The following is a 16691-nucleotide window of genomic DNA, read 5'->3' as shown; positions in this document are numbered from 1 at the left end:
GGGTCCACCGCCACGCGCCGCGCCCCGGTCGCAGACGCAGGCCCAGCCGGATCCGGCGGGACTGCGAGCGGGGGGCGCGGTGAGGGCGTGCCGCCGGGGCCTGCTCGGGCTCGGGGCGCGCACCGAGCACGGCCACGAGCGCAGCCAGGTCCTCGGGGGTGGGATTGCCCCGGGTGACGGTGAACAGCGGCTCGTCGGTGGCGGTGGCTTCCGGCAGGGAGGCCACGGCGGAGAACTCGTGGCCGCTCACAGGGGGATGTTCCCGTGCTTCTTGGCAGGCTGCGAGGCTCGCTTGTCCGCGAGCCCGCGCAGGGCCTTCACGATCTGCTCGCGGGTCTCGGACGGGCAGATCACGGCGTCCACGTAGCCGAGCTCCGCGGCCTGGTAGGGGTTGAGGAGGTCCTCCTCGAACTGCTGGGCGAGCTCCGCGCGCAGGGCGGCGTCGTCCTCGCCGTTCTCCTGGGCGGCCTTGAGGTCCCTGCGGTAGAGGATCTCCACGGCACCCTGGGAGCCCATCACGCCGATCTGGGCGGTGGGCCACGCGAGGTTGATGTCCGCACCCAGCTTCTTGGAGCCCATCACGATGTACGCGCCGCCGTACGCCTTGCGCGTGATCACGGTGACGAGCGGAACGGTGGCCTCCGCGTACGCGTACAGCAGCTTGGCGCCGCGGCGGATGATGCCGTTGAACTCCTGGTCCGTTCCGGGCAGGAACCCGGGGACGTCCACGAACGTGAGGATCGGGATGTTGAAAGCATCGCAGTGGCGCACGAAGCGCGCGGCCTTCTCGGACGCGGCGATGTCCAGGGTGCCCGCGAACTGCATGGGCTGGTTCGCCACGATGCCCACGGTGTGGCCCTCCACGCGGGCGTAGCCCACCATCACGTTGGGGGCGTAGAGCTCCTGGATCTGCAGGAACTGGCCGCCGTCCACCACCGTCTCGATCACGGTGCGCATGTCGTAGGGCTGGTTCGCGGAGTCCGGGATCAGCTCGTCCAGCGCGAGGTCCTCGTCCGTGACCTCGTCCACCTGGTCGTGGTCCAGCAGCGGGCTGTCCTGCAGGTTGTTGCCGGGCAGGTACTCCAGCAGCTCGTGCACGAAGTCGAAGGCGTCCTGCTCGTCCGAGGCCAGGTAGGCGGCGGTGCCGGTGCGCTCGTTGTGGGAGCGGGCGCCGCCCAGGGTCTCCATGTCCACGGTCTCGCCGGTGACGGTCTTGATGACGTCCGGTCCGGTGATGAACATGTGGGAGGTCTTGTCCACCATCACCACGAAGTCGGTCAGGGCGGGGGAGTACGCGGCGCCGCCGGCGCACGGGCCCATGATCAGGGAGATCTGGGGGACCACTCCGGAGGCCCGCACGTTCATGCGGAAGATGTCCGCGAACATGGCCAGCGAGGCCACGCCCTCCTGGATGCGGGCACCGCCGCCGTCGTTGATGCCGATCACGGGGCAGCCGTTGCGCAGCGCGAACTTCTGCACCTTCACGATCTTCTCGCCGTTGACCTGGGACAGGGAGCCGCCGAAGACCCCGAAGTCCTGGGAGTACACGGCCACCAGGCGCCCGTCCACGGTGCCGTAGCCGCTGACCACGCCGTCGCCCGGCAGCTTCTTCTCGTCCATGCCGAACATCGTGCTGTGGTGCACGGCCAGGGCGTCGAACTCTACGAACGAGTCCGGGTCCAGCAGCATCTCGATGCGCTCGCGGGCGGTGTTCTTGCCCCGCGAGTGCTGCCTGTCCACGGCGGCCTGTCCCGCCGGCGCGGCGGCCTCCTCGCGGCGCCGCCGGAAGTCGGCGATCTTGCCTGCTGTGGTGGACAGGTCGTGGCTCATGACACCTCGCGTGGTCGTGGTGGGTGCGTGTGCGGGCCCACGGGGGCCCGGGAATCGTGCTCCAGTGTAGTGGCCGCCCGCGGAGGCTCCTTTGTAGATGTCCCACAACCGCCCGGAGAAATCTTCGCGGCCGGCCGCGCCTCCCGGGCCCACCGATCGCCGACGAGGGCCGGACCCGGCGTCGGGGCCGCCGCCGTGCCAGCCGGGAACGCCTTTCCGCCCCGGGACGCGGCACCAGGCCGGGGAGAACGGGTCAGGCCTCGCCCACGGAGCCGATGGTCACGGACCACTCGCGGATCTCGTGCGCCGTCACGGCGCCGTGGACCACCAGGGGATCCTCCCGGATGAGCCGCTCCACCTCCTCGGTGCTCTCGGCACGGAGCACGATCAGCGCGCCGTCGTCCCCCAGGGGGCCGGAGGCCAGGTTTACGCCGCGCTCGTGGAGCTCGCGCAGGAACGCGCGGTGGGCGGGGCGGTGCTCGGCCAGGATCTCGGCCGGGCCGCCGTAGGTGTAGTTCAGGGCGAAGACGTTCACGAGGGTGCCTCCCGCGGGTCGATGGCGCGCTGCTGCTGACCCGTCCCAGCATATGCCCGGGCCACTCGGCATAAACTCGGGGCAACCCCCGGTGCGCCACGACCCGCCCTGCGCTGCCGCACCGCACTACGGGCACTCCCCCCGAGTCCGCACCTCCGACCTGAACCTCCGATCTGAACCACCGGCCTCCTGCACGGCCCCGCAGCACCGGCCCCCACGACGACGCCGCACCCCGGCCCGAAACCACGAGGAGCACGAACAATGGACGCCACGGACGAGCACCCCGCCGCCGACTACCGGCAGGCGCCGCTCGAGGACGCCCTGCGCGCGCACGGCTACCGCGCGGTGACCGTGCTGGGCAGCGTGGGCTCCACGAACACGTGGCTCGCGGAGCACGTGGCCCGCCGCGCCCCGGAGGAGGCCGCCCCGCCCGCTCTCGAGGCCGTGGTCACCGGGTTCCAGACCCGGGGCCGGGGGCGGCTGGACCGGCAGTGGGTCACACCCCCCGGCACCGCGGTGACCTTCTCGGTGGTGTGCACGCCGGTGGACCGGGCGGGGCGGCCGTGGCCCCAGGAGCTGGTCCCGTGGCTCACCCTGCTCATGGCGCACAGCATCACCACCGCGGTCCGCGAGCTCACGGGCGTGCCCGCCGTGGTCAAGTGGCCCAACGACGTCCTCGTGGCCGACCGCAAGCTCTGCGGCATCCTCGCGAGCCTCGTGGCCGCCCCCTCCCAGGGCGCCCCCACGGTGGTGGTCGGCGCCGGCATCAACGTGGCTCAGGAGGAGCTGCCCGTCGCCACGGCCACGTCATTGCGCCTGGAGGCCGACGACGCCGTTCCCACCCGCCCGGAGCTGCTCACCGCGGTGCTCGTCCGCTTCGCCGAGGTCCTGGAGCGGGCGTCGTCGGACCCCGCGGGACAGCTGGGCGCCGGGGGTGAGTTGCGCCGCGCCGTCGAGGACGGGCTGGACACCCTGGGCCGCCAGATCACCGTGCACCTCCCCGGTTCCGCGGCACCCGTGGTGGCCACGGCCGTGGGCCTCGGCACCTCCGGGCAGCTGGCGGTGCGGACCGCGGACGGTGCGCACCACGAGTACTCCGCGGGCGACGTCGTCCACGTCCGTCCCGCGCCCGCGGCACCGGGGGCGGAGCACCCCGCGAGCCGCGACCGGGACACGGATCAGCGGCAGGATGCGGGGGCCGGCCCCAGCGGTGCCGCCGAGCCCGGAAGCACCCGCGCATGAGGGCCCGGCACGCCCTGGAGCTCGCGCCGGGGGAGGAGACCGTGGTGGCCACGCACCCGCATCCGCTGGGGCTCGTGCGCCCGGCGCTCGCGGCGTGGCTGACCGTGCTGGTCTACTCCGCGCTGAGCCGGGTGCTGGAGCTCACGTGGCGGCCCACCGCGAACCCGTGGACCGCGCTGCACACGTTCGTGGAGTGGGTGCTGCTGGCCGCGGCGCTGCTCGCGGCGTGGCGGGTCGTGCTCGCCCCGGCGTGGCGGTGGCTGCGCACGCGCTTCGTGCTGACCACCTCACGGCTGGCGCTGGTGGGCCCGGCCGCCGCGAACGGCGCGGTGGCCCTGCCCCTGCAGGCCCTGCACTGCGTGCGTGTGACCCGCGGTGCCACCGAGGTGGGCGCGGCCCGCGAGGGCCTGGACCGCGGCACGGTGCTCGCGGACTTCGGGAGCCTGGGCGGGCTGAAACTCGCGGGGTGCCCGCAGCCCGCGCGCTTCGTGCGGCTCGTGCGAGAGGCCGCGGCGGGGCGGGGCAACTAGAGTGGAGCAGGCACCATTCCCGGCCCGGGCCACCCCGGTCCGCATCCAGCCCAGCAAGGAGGACCGCGTGGCTGATGACCCCTCGCAACACACGGACCCCGTGGTCACGGGCCCCCAGACGGAGCAGCTGAACCTGAACCTCCACAATCCCGTGCAGTCCAACCTCTACGGCTCCGAGGAGTCCCAGGCGGCCGTCCGCCACCTGGACTCGCTGCTGCTGGGCTCCCAGCGCCACCTGCGCCGCCGTGAGGCCGCGCGGGACGCCGAGCTGTCCACGGCCTCCGCGCGGAAGATATGGCGCGCACTGGGCTTCCCGAACCTCAGCGACGACGAGGTCTACTTCACCGGCGAGGACGTGCGCGCCCTGCGGGTGGTCTCCCAGCTGGTCCAGGACGACAAGCTGAGCGAGGAGGCCGCGCTGTCCCTGGCCCGCTCCGTGGCGCAGCTGACGGACCGCATGGTCGTATGGCAGGTCGAGGCCCTCGTCGAGGACATGGTGGCCCACCGGGACATGACCGACGCCCGGGCCCGCCGTGAGCTGCTCACCCTGCTGCCCGAGCTGCTCGACCCCCTCGAGCAGCTGCTCGACTACGCGTGGCGGCGCCAGCTCTCCGCCGCCGTGCAGCGCCTCGCGATGCGCGGGGAGCGCCCGGACGGTTCCACCCTCACCCTGCACGACGCCGCCCCGGACACCGGCGGTTCGGCGCTGCCGCTCGCGCGCGGCGTGGGGGTCGCGGACCTCGTCTCCTACACCTCCCTGTCCCGGCAGATGAACGAGCGCACGCTGGCGAACCTCGTGCAGCGCTTCGAGAAGCGCTGCGCGGAGGTCATCTCCGTGGGCGGCGGGCGCGTCATCAAGACCATCGGGGACGAGGTCATGTTCCTGTCCGAGACACCCGAGGGCGGGGCGCAGATCTCCTTGGCGCTGGCGCGGCTCATCAAGAACGACCCCCTGCTGCCGCAGGCGCGGGTGGCGTTCGTGTGGGGCCGTGTGCTGCCCCGGCTGGGGGACCTCTACGGTCCCACGGTCAACCTCGCCTCCCGGCTCGTGGCGCTCACCGAGCCCGGCGGGGTGGTGGTGGACGAGTCCACTGCCCGCGTGCTCACGGGGGACGACCGGTTCATCCTGGACCCCCTGCCCACGCGCAACGTGCGCGGCTTCGGGGACGTCCGCCCCGTGGCCATCACCCAGGGCCGCGGGCCCCTACTGGAAGACGAGGTCGAATGACCGTTCCCCTGACCATCCGATCGGGCGGCGTCACCGACCGCGGGCTGCGTCGCGAGACCAACGAGGACGCCCTGATCGTCACCGACACCATGTGCGCGGTGGCGGACGGCATGGGCGGTCACGAGGCCGGTGAGGTGGCCAGCGCGCTGTGCGTGTCCACCCTGGGCGCCTCGGAGCTGTTCACCCTGGAGGACTTCCGCGACTACCGGATCGTGGAGCCGGAGCCGGGCACGGACGTGGCCCGCTTCCGGGCGACGATCGACCGGCAGCTCAAGCTGGACCCGGACATCCCCAACGAGGCCCTGGACGCCGTGCACCGGGTCCGCTCGGTGCTGTGGGAGGCGGACCAGGCCATCCAGGCGGAGTGCGGCACCCGCGCGGGGACCACGGTCACCGGGGCGTGGCTCGTGCAGATCGCGGGCACGTGGCTGTGGCTCGTGTTCAACGTGGGGGACTCGCGCACCTACCAGCTCACCGGCCCCACCCCGGGCGAGGCGGTCACGGAGGCCACCGGCCCGGTGGGCGTCACCCAGCTCACGGTGGACCACTCCGAGGTGCAGTACCTCGTCTCCATCGGCCAGCTCACCCCCGCCCAGGCCCTGGTGCACCCGCGCCGCAACGTGATCACCCGGGCCCTGGGCACGGGGCAGATCTGGGAGCCGGACGTCGTGGTGCTCCCCGCCGTGCCCGGCCAGCGCCTGCTCATGTGCTCGGACGGCCTCACCGGCGAGCTCTCCCCGGCGCACATCGCGCGCGTCCTGCACTCGGTGCAGCACCCCAAGGAGGCCGCGGACGTGCTGGTCCAGGCCGCGCTGCGCACCGGGGGGCGGGACAACGTGACGCTCGTGGTCGCGGACGTCCTCGCCGCGGACGACCCGCGGGCGAACACCTCCTCCATCTCACGCGTGCGCTGAGCCGAGGCACCCTGGAACGCGGTGCCGGCTGCGGCCGTGCTGCATCCCGCGCGTGCGCTGAGCGGCGGCACGGCTCGGAACCCCGGCCGGGCGGCACGGCGCCCCGGACGCAGAAAGCGGCCCCGCGGCGTCGTCGTCCGACGACGCCGCGGGGCCGCGTGCCGTGCGTGGCGCGTCCGCGCCGTCCGGTTCAGGGACGGCGCGGGTGGCCGTGCGGATCAGCCGTGGTGCCCGCGGGTCTGGGCGCCCGGGTCCTTGGCGGGCTTGGGCTCCTTGACGGGGGCGTCACCGCTCGCGCGCAGCCGGCGGTGGTAGGACTCGGCCTCCTCCTGGCGCTCGGCCTCCACCGTGCCGCCGATCTCCGCGCGCAGCAGCTCCGGGGAGAGCCCGAACGAGTCCACGAGCTCCAGGGCGTACGGGCGCAACCGGGCGATCAGGCGGTTGATGTAGGACTCCAGGGCCCGGCCGCGGCGCATGGAGAGGCGGCCGTAGGAGAGGTACCACGCGAGGTCCTGCTCGATCAGGTGCAGGCCGAACAGGTCCCGCAGCCACGTCAGCACGCGCTTGGTGTCCGGGTCCTCGATCTTCTCCAGGCCCGCGGTGAACGCCTCCCACTGCAGCAGCTGGGCGTGCGAGCGGGCGGCCTCGAGCAGCCGGTTCTGGTTGTTGTTGAACGCCTCGGCCTGCTCGGTGCGGGACTTGCGGGCCACGGCGCGCAGCTCGTCCGCGATGTCGCCGATCATGGTCTGCACACGGTCGGTGAGCAGGGCGCGCTGGGCCGCGGGGTCCCGCAGCGCGTTGACGGACTTGCGGGAGTCCCCCGTGTCCGAGAACGCCTGGGTGAGCTTGCGCAGCCCGGAGCGGTTGAACCCGGCCTCCGTGGCACGGTCCGCCACGTAGCGGGCCATGACCCCCACGTCCGCGTTCTTGAACTCCGCGGAGTAGTCGTTGAGCAGCCGCTTGGCCACGAGCTGCAGCAGGATCGTGTTGTCGCCCTCGAACGTGACGTACACGTCCAGGTCAGCGCGCAGCTGCACGAAGCGGTTCTTGGCCATGAAGCCCGCACCGCCGCACGCCTCGCGGCACTCCTGGAGAGTGTCCAGGGCGCTCCACGTGGACATCGCCTTGAACGCCGCGGCCAGGGTCTCCAGCTCCTGGCGGTTGCCGTCGGACTCGTCCTGGCCGGAGAAGACCTCGTGGAACTTGTCCAGCAGCTGCTGGTGGGCGAAGGTCATCGCGTAGGTCTCGGCGATGCGCGGGATCAGCCGGCGCTGGTGGCGCTGGTAGTCCAGCAGCGTCTGCTCGCGGATGTCCGAGTCCGTGGTGAACTGGCGGCGCTGCTCGGCGTAGCGCACCGCGATGCTCAGCGCGGCCTGGTTCGCGATGGTGGCCGCACCGTCCAGGGACACACGGCCCTGGACCAGGGTGCCGATCATCGTGAAGAAGCGCCGGCCGGGGGAGGGGATGGGGGAGGAGTAGACACCGTTCTCGTCCACGTCCCCGTACTTGTTGAGCAGGTTGGTGCGGGGCACGCGCACGTGGTCGAAGTGCAGGCGGCCGTTGTCGATGCCGTTGAGCCCGCCCTTGCGGCCGTCGTCCTCGCCGCCCACGCCGGGCAGGAACTCGCCGTTCTCGTCCCGCAGCGGCACGTAGAGGCAGTGCACACCGTGGTTGGTGCCGTTGACGATCAGCTGCGCGAACACCGTGGCGGCGCGGCCGTGCACCGCCGCGTTGCCCAGGTAGTCCTTCCACGCGGCCTTGAACGGGGTGTGGATCTCGAACTCGTCCGTCTCCGGGATGTACGTGGCGGTGGTGCCGATCGAGGCGACGTCCGAGCCGTGGCCGATCTCCGTCATGGCGAATGCACCGGGCATGCTCACGTCCAGGATGGAGGGCAGCCACTTCTTGTGGTGCTCCTCGGTGCCCAGGTTGAGCACGGCGGAGCCGAACAGGCCCCACTGCACACCGGACTTGATCTGCAGGGACGGGTCCGCGAGCACGAGCTCCTCGAACGCGGAGAGGTTGGCGCCGGGGCTCATGGACCCGCCCACGCTCTCGGGCATGCCCAGGTACTGGGGTCCGGCGTCCGCGAGCAGCTTGAGCTGCTCGAACGTGACGTTGCGCTGGTCCTCGAAGGACAGGTTGTACTGGGACTGGAACCGGGGGTCCTCCGCGCGCTTACGGGCCGCCAGACGGGCCTCGGGCCAGCGGCCCAGCAGGATGCGGCCGAGCTCGGCGGTGTCGATCGCGGAGGGGGCGGTGGCGCCGTCCTCCGGCAGGTCCTCGATGCGGTCGGTGTCCGGGATGGTTCCGCTGACCGAAGTGGTGGACATGGTGACTCCTGAGGGTGTCGTGGACGTCGGGACGTCCTAGTTACGGACCGGGATGGAAGGGGAGTCCGCGCCGGAGGTCTCCGGCGGGACCGTGCTCGCCACGGGGCGCAGGCCCTCCACGGCCCACGTGGTGATGATGCGGCTCATGGTGTGGCGGTCGGGCTTGCCCGGCAGCTCGCCCTGCGCGAGCCAGGCCTCCCCGGCACCGCGGACCATGCCCACGGTGGAGGCGGCCCAGCACTGCAGGACGCCCGCGGGCAGGTCCCGCTCGCCGTGGTGGCGCTCGTGCTGCTCCATGAGCAGATCCCGCACCGAGTCGACGAAGCGCTCGATGGTCGAGTCCTGCTCGTCCGGGGCGGTCACGACGAAGCGGTACACCTCGCCGGAGCCCGCCACGGAGCGCAGGAACTCGGAGACCAGCGCGTGGATCATGGCTGCGAACGTGTCCGCCTCGCTGGCGGCGGCCACCATGCGACGTCGCATGCGGGTCACGAAGTACTCGCCCACGGCCGCCTGCACGCCCGCCTTGTCCTTGAAGTAGCGGTAGAACACGGACTTGGACGTGCCGCACGCCGTGGCGATCTCCTCCATGGAGATGGCCGCGCCGTTCACGGCCACGGCATCGCGCGCGGCCGTGATCAGCTCGAGACGCCGCTGGGCGCGGTGGCGCTGCCAGCGGCTGTTCCTGCCGTCCACGGGGGTCGTGACCTGTTTCACGATACCGAGGGTATCAGCTACTCTGGGTCTCAAGTGATCCACATCGCACACACCCTCCAGGAGGAACCCCCATGTCCGAGAACACGCAGAACGCGAACCCCAAGACCCCGGCCGCAGCATCCGCTCCTGCCGCGGGCAGGCACGCCGCAGGCGCCACCGGCACGCGCCCCGTGGTGGTGGCCGGCAACCGCATCCCGTTCTCCCGCGCGGGCGGCCCGTACGCCAACGCCTCCAACCAGGACATGCTGACCGCCGCGATCGACGGCCTCGTGGCGCGCACCGGCATCGCCGGCGAGCGGCTGGGTGCCGTGGCCGCGGGTGCCGTGATCAAGCACTCCCGGGACTTCAACCTCACCCGCGAGTCCGTGCTGGGCTCCGCGCTGGACCCCGCCACCCCCGCGTACGACGTCCAGATGGCGTGCGCCACGGGCATGGAGACCGTGAGCTCCATCTCCAACAAGATCCGCCTGGGCCAGATCGAGGCCGGCATCGCCGGTGGTGTGGACTCCTCCTCGGACGCCCCCATCGCCGTGAGCGAGGGCCTGCGCCGTGCCCTGCTCAAGCTGCAGCGCGCGAAGACCACCATGCAGAAGCTCCAGGCGTTCAAGGCCGTGCGCCCCGCGGACCTCGCCCCGGCCGTCCCCAGCTCCGGCGAGCCCCGCACGGGCCTGTCCATGGGCGAGCACCAGGCGCTGACCACCCAGCACTGGGGCATCACCCGCGAGGCGCAGGACGAGCTGGCCGCGGCGTCCCACAACAACCTGGCCGCCGCCTACGAGCGCGGGTTCTTCGACGACCTCGTCACGCCCTTCAAGGGCCTGACCAAGGACAACAACATGCGTCCGGGCTCCACCGTGGAGAAGCTGGGCACCCTGAACCCCGTGTTCGGCAAGAAGCTCGCGGGGGAGGCCACCATGACGGCCGGCAACTCCACCCCGCTCACGGACGGCGCCTCCGCCGTGCTGATCACCTCCGAGCAGTGGGCCGCAGAGCACAGCCTGACCCCGCTCGCCGAGGTCGTGGACAGCGAGGCCGCCGCGGTGGACTTCGTCACCGGCAACGAGGGCCTGCTCATGGCCCCGGCCTACGCGGTGCCGCGCCTGCTGGCCCGCCACGGTCTGACCCTGCAGGACCTGGACCTCGTGGAGATCCACGAGGCGTTCGCCTCCACCGTGCTCTCCATCATGAAGGCGTGGGAGTCCCCCGAGTTCTGCAAGGAGCGTCTGGGCCTGGACGCCCCGCTCGGCTCGATCGACCGTTCCAAGCTCAACGTCAACGGCTCCTCGCTCGCCACGGGCCACCCCTTCGCCGCCACCGGCGGGCGCCTCGTGGCTTCCACGGCCAAGGAGCTCGCCGCCCGTGCCAAGAAGGAGGGCAAGCCGCAGACCGCCCTCATCTCGGTCTGCGCCGCCGGCGGCCAGGGCGTGGCCATGCTGCTGCGCTCGGTCTGAGCACCCCACCGCAACCGCTAGACCTCACGAGATCTGGGAGAAACTGCAAGTGACGGACACATATCTGGACATGGTCAACTCGGGCCTGGGCAAGCAGGTCGCGGGCAAGCTGGGCCTGCCCCGCCCGGTCACGCTGCGCCGCTACCGCGCCGACGACGACTTCCCGCAGGGCGCCGTGCTGGTGCTCGGCAGGGGCAGGGCGGCCGACGCCGCCGCGGCCGTCCTGCTCGAGTGGGACCTCGACGTCCGGCGCAGCGCCGCGGACGTGGACCGCGTGGGCGCGGTGCTGCTGGACTACACCGAGGTGCAGAGCCCCTCGGATCTCGGCGGCCCGGCACTGGAGCTGTCCTCCGCGCTGCGCAAGCTGCGCCCGGGCGGACGGGTCATCACGCTGTCCCGCCCGGCCCCCGGGATCGGAACCGGGGCGGCGTCGGGCACCGTGGCCGGAGCGGAGCAGCTCGCCCCCTCGCAGGCCGCGGCCCGCCAGGGTGTGGTGGGTCTGCTGCGTTCCGTGGCCCAGGAGATGCGCGGCGGCGTGACCGCCAACGGCGTGCTCGTGGCGGACGGCGTGCCCGCGGACGCCCCGAGCGTCGTCGGCGCCATCCGCTTCTTCCTGTCCGGGCGCAGCGCGTACGTGGACGGTCAGTTCCTCACGGTCGGCGACGACCGCGGTGACGCCTCCGTGGACTGGGAGCACCCCGTGGCCGGGAAGGTGGCCGTGGTCACCGGTGCCGCGCGCGGCATCGGCGAGCAGGTCACCCGCACGCTGGCCGCCTCGGGCGCCACCGTGATCCCGGTGGACGTGCCCGCAGCCGGGGACGCGCTCACCAAGCTCGCCAACGAGCTGCGTGTGCCCGCCCTGCAGCTGGACGTCACGGACCCGCAGGCCGGGGAGAAGATCCTGGACCTCGTGGCCGGCCGCTACGGCCGCCTGGACCTCGTGGTGCACAACGCCGGGATCACCCGGGACAAGATGCTCGCGAACATGGACGACGCCAAGTGGAACTCCGTGATCGCCGTGAACATCGAGTCGCAGCTGCGGATCAACGAGACCCTGCTGGCCTGGGACCGGCTGGGCCCCGCTCCGCGCATCGTGTGCCTCGCGTCCACCAGTGGTGTGGCGGGCAACCGCGGGCAGACGAACTACGCCGCCTCCAAGGCCGGTGTGATCGGCGCCGTGGCCGCCACGGCTCCGCTGATCGCCGCGAAGGGCGGCACCGTCAACGCCGTGGCGCCCGGGTTCATCGAGTCGGAGATGACCGCGAAGATCCCGGCCGCGCGCCGGCAGATCTCCCGCCGTCTGAACTCCCTGCAGCAGGGCGGCACGCCCGTGGACGTGGCGCAGGCCATCACGTTCCTGCTCTCGGACGCCGCGGGCGGGATCAACGGCCAGACGCTGCGCGTGTGCGGCCAGAGCATGGTGGGTGCGTGAGCGCATGAGCACCGTGGATCCCACCGTTCCCAGTGTTTCCGAAGGCTACGAACGGACCCGGCCCTCGGGCACGGTCAAGCTCCCGGCCCTGTACGCGAGCGCCGGTGCGCGGGCGGCCACGTCCGTGGCCGGCGGCGCGGCGTCGTCGGCGTCCCGCAAGGTGCTGCCCGCGCTGCGGAACTCGCCCGTAGGGCGCGTGCTGCCCGCGTCCCTGCGGTCCTCCGGGCCAGAGAAGGTCTCCGGTGCACTGGAGCTGCCCCGCGTGGCGCACGTGGTGGACGGACTCTCGGCGGATGCGGAGTGGCACGAGAACTTCTGCCGCGTGGTGCACGCGAGCCCGCGTCCCATGGCGCCGGGCGCCGCGGAGGCCGCCGTGTTCTCCGGGGCGCTGCACTCGCTCGCGTTCCCCGTGGCCATGTCCGTGCTCACCCGCAAGGACTTCCCGCTGCCCGTGCTGGGCATGGTGCACCTGAGCAACACGGTGCACCACGTCACGGACGTGGCGGTGGGGGAGCGGGTCACGGCCACGGCCTGGACCGAGAACCTGCGCTCGCACCGCTCCGGCACCATGCTCGACGCCGTGGTGACGCTGACCCGCGAGGACGGCACGGTCGCGTGGGCCGGGCGCTCCACGTACCTCGCCAAGGGCGTCCACACCGCGATTGCCGGTGAGCAGCCGCGCCCGGAGCAGGACGTCGCCCCGGAGCGGGCGCCGTTCGAGGCACCGCTGCCCACGGGGCAGTGGTCGCTGGGTGCCGGCACCGGGCGGGACTACGCCGCCGTGAGCGGGGACTACAACCCCATCCACCTCTCGGACCCCTCCGCCAGGGCGCTGGGCATGAAGGGTGCGATTGCCCACGGCATGTACACGGCCTCGCGCGCGCTCGCGCTGACCGGGGTGCCCGCCGAGGTGCCGTTCACGTGGTCGGTCGAGTTCGCCACGCCGGTGCGTCTGCCCGCCACGGTGGCCGTGGCGGTGGACGACGACGGCCGGGGCGCCCACTGGAGCACATCTCGCGTCCAGGTGTGGGACCCCAAGCGGGGCCGCCCGCACGCGGACCTGAGGGTTTCCGCGCTGTAGCCGCCGCCGATCGGCCGGGACCCCCGCACCCCACGGTGCGGGGGTCCCGTCGTGCCCGCCCCAGGGTCCGGCCGTGTCCCCGCAGTGGCCCCGCCGGACGCGCTTCGGGGCCCCGGTGGCCGCTCGTGCGTGTCGGAGTGCTGGGTCACAATGGTGCGGTGAGCACACTCAACGCCAAGAATGCGCAGCGGGCCACGGACGCCAACGGCCAGAGCCTGAACCCCGAGGAGCCCAGCGAGGCCCTGCGGGAGGAGTACGCCGAGCTCTCGGACCGCGTCCGGGAGGCACGCGCCGCCTACTACGTGCACGACCAGCCCGTGATCTCGGACGCGGAGTACGACGCGCTCTACCGCTCGCTCGAGGAGTTCGAGGCGCTGCACCCGGAGCTGAAGGCCAACGATTCCCCCACCCAGGAGGTGGGTGGTGAGGTCGGGGCGGCGTTCAGCCCCGTGACGCACCTGGAGAAGATGTACTCCCTGGAGGACGTGTTCTCCACGGACGAGCTCGTGGCCTGGCTGGAGCGCGCGCAGAAGCAGGTGGCCGAGCTGCCCGGCGCGCCGGCGGTCTCGTGGCTGAGCGAGGTCAAGATCGACGGCCTGGCCGTGAACCTGCTCTACCGGGACGGTGTGCTCGTGCGGGCGGCCACCCGCGGGGACGGCACCACGGGTGAGGACATCACCCACAACGTGGCCACCATCAAGACCATCCCGCAGCGGCTCTCCGGGGAGGACTTCCCGGAGGAGGTGGAGGTGCGCGGCGAGGTGTTCATCTCCTCCAAGGACTTCCGCGCGCTCAACGAGGCCATGGTGGAGGAAGGGCGGGCGCCGTTCGCCAACCCCCGCAACGCCGCGGCGGGCTCCCTGCGCCAGAAGGACCCGCAGGTCACGGCCCGGCGTCCGCTGTCCATGTTCGTGCACGGCATCGGCTACGCCCGCGGATTCGAGCTCGCCACGCAGTCGCAGGCCTATGACGTCCTCAAGGGCTGGGGCCTGCCCGTGAGCCCGTACTCCAAGGTGCTGGGCTCCGTGGCGAAGGTGCTGGAGTTCATCGCGGAGTTCGGGGACAGGCGGCACAGCCTGCTGCACGAGATCGACGGCATCGTGGTCAAGGTGGACGACCGCCGCACCCAGTTCCGGCTGGGCTACACCTCCCGCGTTCCCCGGTGGGCCGTGGCGTACAAGTACCCGCCGGAGGAGGTCAACACCACGCTCGTGGACATCCTCGTGAACGTGGGGCGCACCGGACGCGTGACGCCCTTCGGGCTCATGGACCCGGTGCGCGTGGCCGGGTCCACGGTGGAGATGGCCACACTGCACAACCAGGACGTGGTCAAGGCCAAGGGTGTGCTGATCGGGGACACCGTGGTGCTGCGCAAGGCCGGGGACGTGATCCCGGAGATCGTCGGTCCGGTGGTGGCCCTGCGGGACGGCTCCGAGCGGGAGTTCGTGATGCCCACCGAGTGCCCCTCGTGCGGCACGCCCCTGCGCCCCGCCAAGGAGGGGGACGTGGACATCCGCTGCCCCAACGCGCAGACCTGCCCGTCCCAGCTCAAGGAGCGGGTCAACCACGCGGCTGGCCGCGGGGCGTTCGACATCGAGGCCCTGGGAGAGGAGGCCGCCAAGGCCCTCACCCAGCCGGTTCCGCTGGACGCACCGGACGGCACCGACTTCTCCGTGCCGCCCCTGCGCAACGAGGCCGGGCTCTTCGACCTCACCCCCGAGGACCTGCGGGACGTGATGGTCTGGCGGGACTCCCGGCGGACGGTCACGGACAAGGAGACCGGGGAGAGGGTCCAGCGGGTCACTCCGGAGCTCGTGCCGTACTTCTGGACCAAGCCCACGAAAGCCCGCCCGAGCGTGCCCTCCAAGACCACCGAGCAGATGTTCGCGCAGCTGGAGCAGGCCAAGGACACCGACCTCTGGCGGGTGCTGGTGGCGCTGTCCATCCGGCACGTGGGTCCTACCGCGGCCCGCTCGCTGGCCACGTCCCTGCGCAGCATGGACGCCATCCGCTCGGCGGACCTCGAGACCCTGGCCGGAACCGACGGCGTGGGGCCCGTGATCGCCCAGGCGGTCCAGGAGTTCTTCGAGGAGCCGTGGCGCCGCAGGGTCGTGGAGCAGTGGGCCGCGGCCGGGGTGCGCATGGAGGAGACCGAGGACGAGTCCACGCCCCGCACTCTGGACGGGGTCACCGTGGTGGTCACCGGCTCGCTGGAGAACTACAGCCGTGACTCGGCCAAGGAGGCCATCCTGAAGCGCGGCGGCAAGGCCTCCGGCTCGGTGTCCAGGAAGACGCACTTCCTCGTGGCGGGGGAGAACGCCGGGACCAAGCTGGACAAGGCCGAGTCCCTGGGCGTTCCCGTGCTGGACGAGGCCGGCTTCGAGCGGCTGCTCACGCAGGGCCCAGAAGCCTTCGGGGACGCCGCCGAGGACGACGCCGCCCCGGCCGGCAGCGACGAGAGCCCCGCGGGGGAGTAGGAGCAGACATGGCGGATCCACTGGAGGGGCTCGGCCCCGGAACGGACGAGCTCGAGGACCTGCTGCGGGTGGCCCTGCGGGCGGCCGCGGCGGGAGCGGACGTGCTCCGCGGCCGGGACGCCGCCCAGCTCCATGCCCAGAACAAGTCCTCGGACGGGGATTGGGTCACGGCGTTCGACGTCGCGGCCGAGGACGCCGTGAGCACGGTCCTGCGCGAGGAACGTCCCTACGACGTCATCACCGGGGAGGAGTCCGGCACGTTCGTGCCCGAGCACCGCTCCGGTCTGCGCTGGTCCGTGGATCCCCTGGACGGCACCACGAACTTCATCCGGGACATCGTCTACTACGCCACGTCGGTGGCCGTGTGCGACGAGAGCGGCAACTGGCTCGCGGGGGTGGTGGACGCCCCCGCGCTGGGTCGCGTGTACTACGCGGTGGCCGGTCTCGGGGCCTGGGTCCGCCGCAGTGGTGCGGACTCCCGCCTCACGGGGCCGGTGTCCGGACGCCGCGGTGCGCTGTACGGCACGGGCTTCTCCTACGACGCCGCAGTGCGCCGTGAGCAGTTCGGCGGCTTCCTGGACACGATGGAGCGGTTCTCGGACATGAGGCGTCTGGGTGCGGCGTCCCTGGACCTGTGCATGGTGGCGGACGGCACACTGGACGGCTACTCGGAGCGGGCTCTGCACGAGCACGACTGGGCGGCCGGCGCGCTCATTGCCAGTGAGGCGGGGGCCGGGGTGGAGCGACCGGACCTGCCACCGCCGCCAGCTCTGCGTGACACATCCCACAGCACTTCGGTTGCAGAAGCACATGACTACGAAAAGGCCCGTCTGGCCAGTGTCATTGCCGCGTGGGCGCGCCCCTGACCCGCCGAAATCAATCCGTTGTGGTCCGGGGATGCCCCCGGTGCCCGCGTGCGGG

The 16691-nt window shown here is 72.2% G+C and carries 14 protein-coding genes; 9 read left to right on the top strand and 5 right to left on the bottom strand.

The features are described 5' to 3' along the window. The 3 genes from CWC38_RS00745 to CWC38_RS00735 form a co-directional block, all read right to left on the bottom strand. Nucleotides 1-250 (bottom strand): acyl-CoA carboxylase subunit epsilon (locus CWC38_RS00745; RefSeq protein ID WP_133306223.1); only part of this gene is annotated, 250 nt, incomplete at its 3' end. Beyond that, nucleotides 247-1830: an acyl-CoA carboxylase subunit beta gene (locus tag CWC38_RS00740; RefSeq protein WP_121844946.1), complete on the bottom strand. Its 1584-nt coding sequence runs from the start codon at nt 1828-1830 to the stop codon at nt 247-249. The genes CWC38_RS00740 and CWC38_RS00745, both read right to left, overlap by 4 nt. Nucleotides 1831-2083: 253 nt before the next feature. After that, a complete protein-coding gene (locus CWC38_RS00735; RefSeq protein ID WP_121844945.1) occupies nt 2084-2365 on the bottom strand; it encodes a YciI family protein in 282 nt (93 codons plus the stop codon). Between the two features lie 261 nt (nt 2366-2626). Here CWC38_RS00735 and CWC38_RS00730 point away from each other — a divergent pair, with 261 nt between their 5' ends. The 4 genes from CWC38_RS00730 (at nt 2627) to CWC38_RS00715 (ending at nt 6279) form a co-directional block, all read left to right on the top strand. After that, entirely contained in the window at nt 2627-3607 is a 981-nt protein-coding gene (locus CWC38_RS00730) for a biotin--[acetyl-CoA-carboxylase] ligase (protein WP_121844944.1), read from the top strand. Then, nucleotides 3604-4137: a hypothetical protein gene (locus CWC38_RS00725; protein ID WP_240624968.1), complete on the top strand. Its 534-nt coding sequence runs from the start codon at nt 3604-3606 to the stop codon at nt 4135-4137. Before CWC38_RS00730 ends, CWC38_RS00725 begins: the two co-directional genes overlap by 4 nt. 67 nt (nt 4138-4204) lie before the next feature. Beyond that, entirely contained in the window at nt 4205-5365 is a 1161-nt protein-coding gene (locus CWC38_RS00720; protein ID WP_121844943.1) for an adenylate/guanylate cyclase domain-containing protein, read from the top strand. Further along, on the top strand, nt 5362-6279 hold the full coding sequence (locus tag CWC38_RS00715) for a PP2C family protein-serine/threonine phosphatase (protein WP_121844942.1): 918 nt from the start codon (nt 5362-5364) through the stop codon (nt 6277-6279). Before CWC38_RS00720 ends, CWC38_RS00715 begins: the two co-directional genes overlap by 4 nt. 218 nt (nt 6280-6497) lie before the next feature. Here the strand turns inward: CWC38_RS00715 and CWC38_RS00710 are convergent, their stop codons facing one another. Together CWC38_RS00710 and CWC38_RS00705 are read right to left on the bottom strand one after the other, a co-directional pair. Continuing rightward, nucleotides 6498-8612 carry an acyl-CoA dehydrogenase family protein gene (locus tag CWC38_RS00710; protein ID WP_121844941.1) on the bottom strand — a complete coding sequence of 705 codons (2115 nt, stop codon included), beginning with the start codon at nt 8610-8612 and terminating at the stop codon, nt 6498-6500. Between the two features lie 36 nt (nt 8613-8648). Further along, on the bottom strand, nt 8649-9329 hold the full coding sequence (locus CWC38_RS00705; protein ID WP_240624967.1) for a TetR/AcrR family transcriptional regulator: 681 nt from the start codon (nt 9327-9329) through the stop codon (nt 8649-8651). Between the two features lie 71 nt (nt 9330-9400). On the opposite strand from CWC38_RS00705, the gene CWC38_RS00700 reads away from it, so the two are divergent. From CWC38_RS00700 to CWC38_RS00680, 5 genes are all read left to right on the top strand, one after another. Then, complete coding sequence (locus tag CWC38_RS00700; protein WP_121844939.1) at nt 9401-10780, top strand: acetyl-CoA C-acetyltransferase; 1380 nt, start codon at nt 9401-9403, stop codon at nt 10778-10780. 49 nt (nt 10781-10829) lie between these two features. Further along, nucleotides 10830-12212 carry a 3-oxoacyl-ACP reductase gene (locus CWC38_RS00695; RefSeq protein ID WP_121844938.1) on the top strand — a complete coding sequence of 461 codons (1383 nt, stop codon included), beginning with the start codon at nt 10830-10832 and terminating at the stop codon, nt 12210-12212. 4 nt (nt 12213-12216) lie between these two features. Then, nucleotides 12217-13293, top strand: a complete 1077-nt coding sequence (locus CWC38_RS00690) for a MaoC family dehydratase (protein ID WP_121844937.1) — start codon at nt 12217-12219, stop codon at nt 13291-13293. A gap of 158 nt (nt 13294-13451) precedes the next feature. Next, a complete protein-coding gene (gene ligA / locus CWC38_RS00685) occupies nt 13452-15770 on the top strand; it encodes an NAD-dependent DNA ligase LigA (RefSeq protein ID WP_121844936.1) in 2319 nt (772 codons plus the stop codon). Nucleotides 15771-15778: 8 nt separating this feature from the next. Beyond that, nucleotides 15779-16636: an inositol monophosphatase family protein gene (locus CWC38_RS00680; protein WP_121844935.1), complete on the top strand. Its 858-nt coding sequence runs from the start codon at nt 15779-15781 to the stop codon at nt 16634-16636. Nucleotides 16637-16691: the final 55 nt, after the last annotated feature.

Origin of the sequence: Kocuria tytonicola (assembly GCF_003687455.1) — a bacterium.
Lineage (GTDB): Bacteria > Actinomycetota > Actinomycetes > Actinomycetales > Micrococcaceae > Kocuria > Kocuria tytonicola.
Note: the sequence above shows the minus strand (reverse complement) of the source record. Positions and strands in the feature narration are given on the sequence as shown.

Coding starts and splice junctions, on each gene's coding strand:
- CWC38_RS00740 (WP_121844946.1), bottom strand. CDS start 1,830: ATGAGCCACGACCTGTCCACCACAGCAGGCAAGATCGCCGACTTCCGG.
- CWC38_RS00730 (WP_121844944.1), top strand. CDS start 2,627: ATGGACGCCACGGACGAGCACCCCGCCGCCGACTACCGGCAGGCGCCG.
- CWC38_RS00725 (WP_240624968.1), top strand. CDS start 3,604: ATGAGGGCCCGGCACGCCCTGGAGCTCGCGCCGGGGGAGGAGACCGTG.
- CWC38_RS00715 (WP_121844942.1), top strand. CDS start 5,362: ATGACCGTTCCCCTGACCATCCGATCGGGCGGCGTCACCGACCGCGGG.
- CWC38_RS00710 (WP_121844941.1), bottom strand. CDS start 8,612: ATGTCCACCACTTCGGTCAGCGGAACCATCCCGGACACCGACCGCATC.
- CWC38_RS00700 (WP_121844939.1), top strand. CDS start 9,401: ATGTCCGAGAACACGCAGAACGCGAACCCCAAGACCCCGGCCGCAGCA.
- CWC38_RS00690 (WP_121844937.1), top strand. CDS start 12,217: ATGAGCACCGTGGATCCCACCGTTCCCAGTGTTTCCGAAGGCTACGAA.
- CWC38_RS00680 (WP_121844935.1), top strand. CDS start 15,779: ATGGCGGATCCACTGGAGGGGCTCGGCCCCGGAACGGACGAGCTCGAG.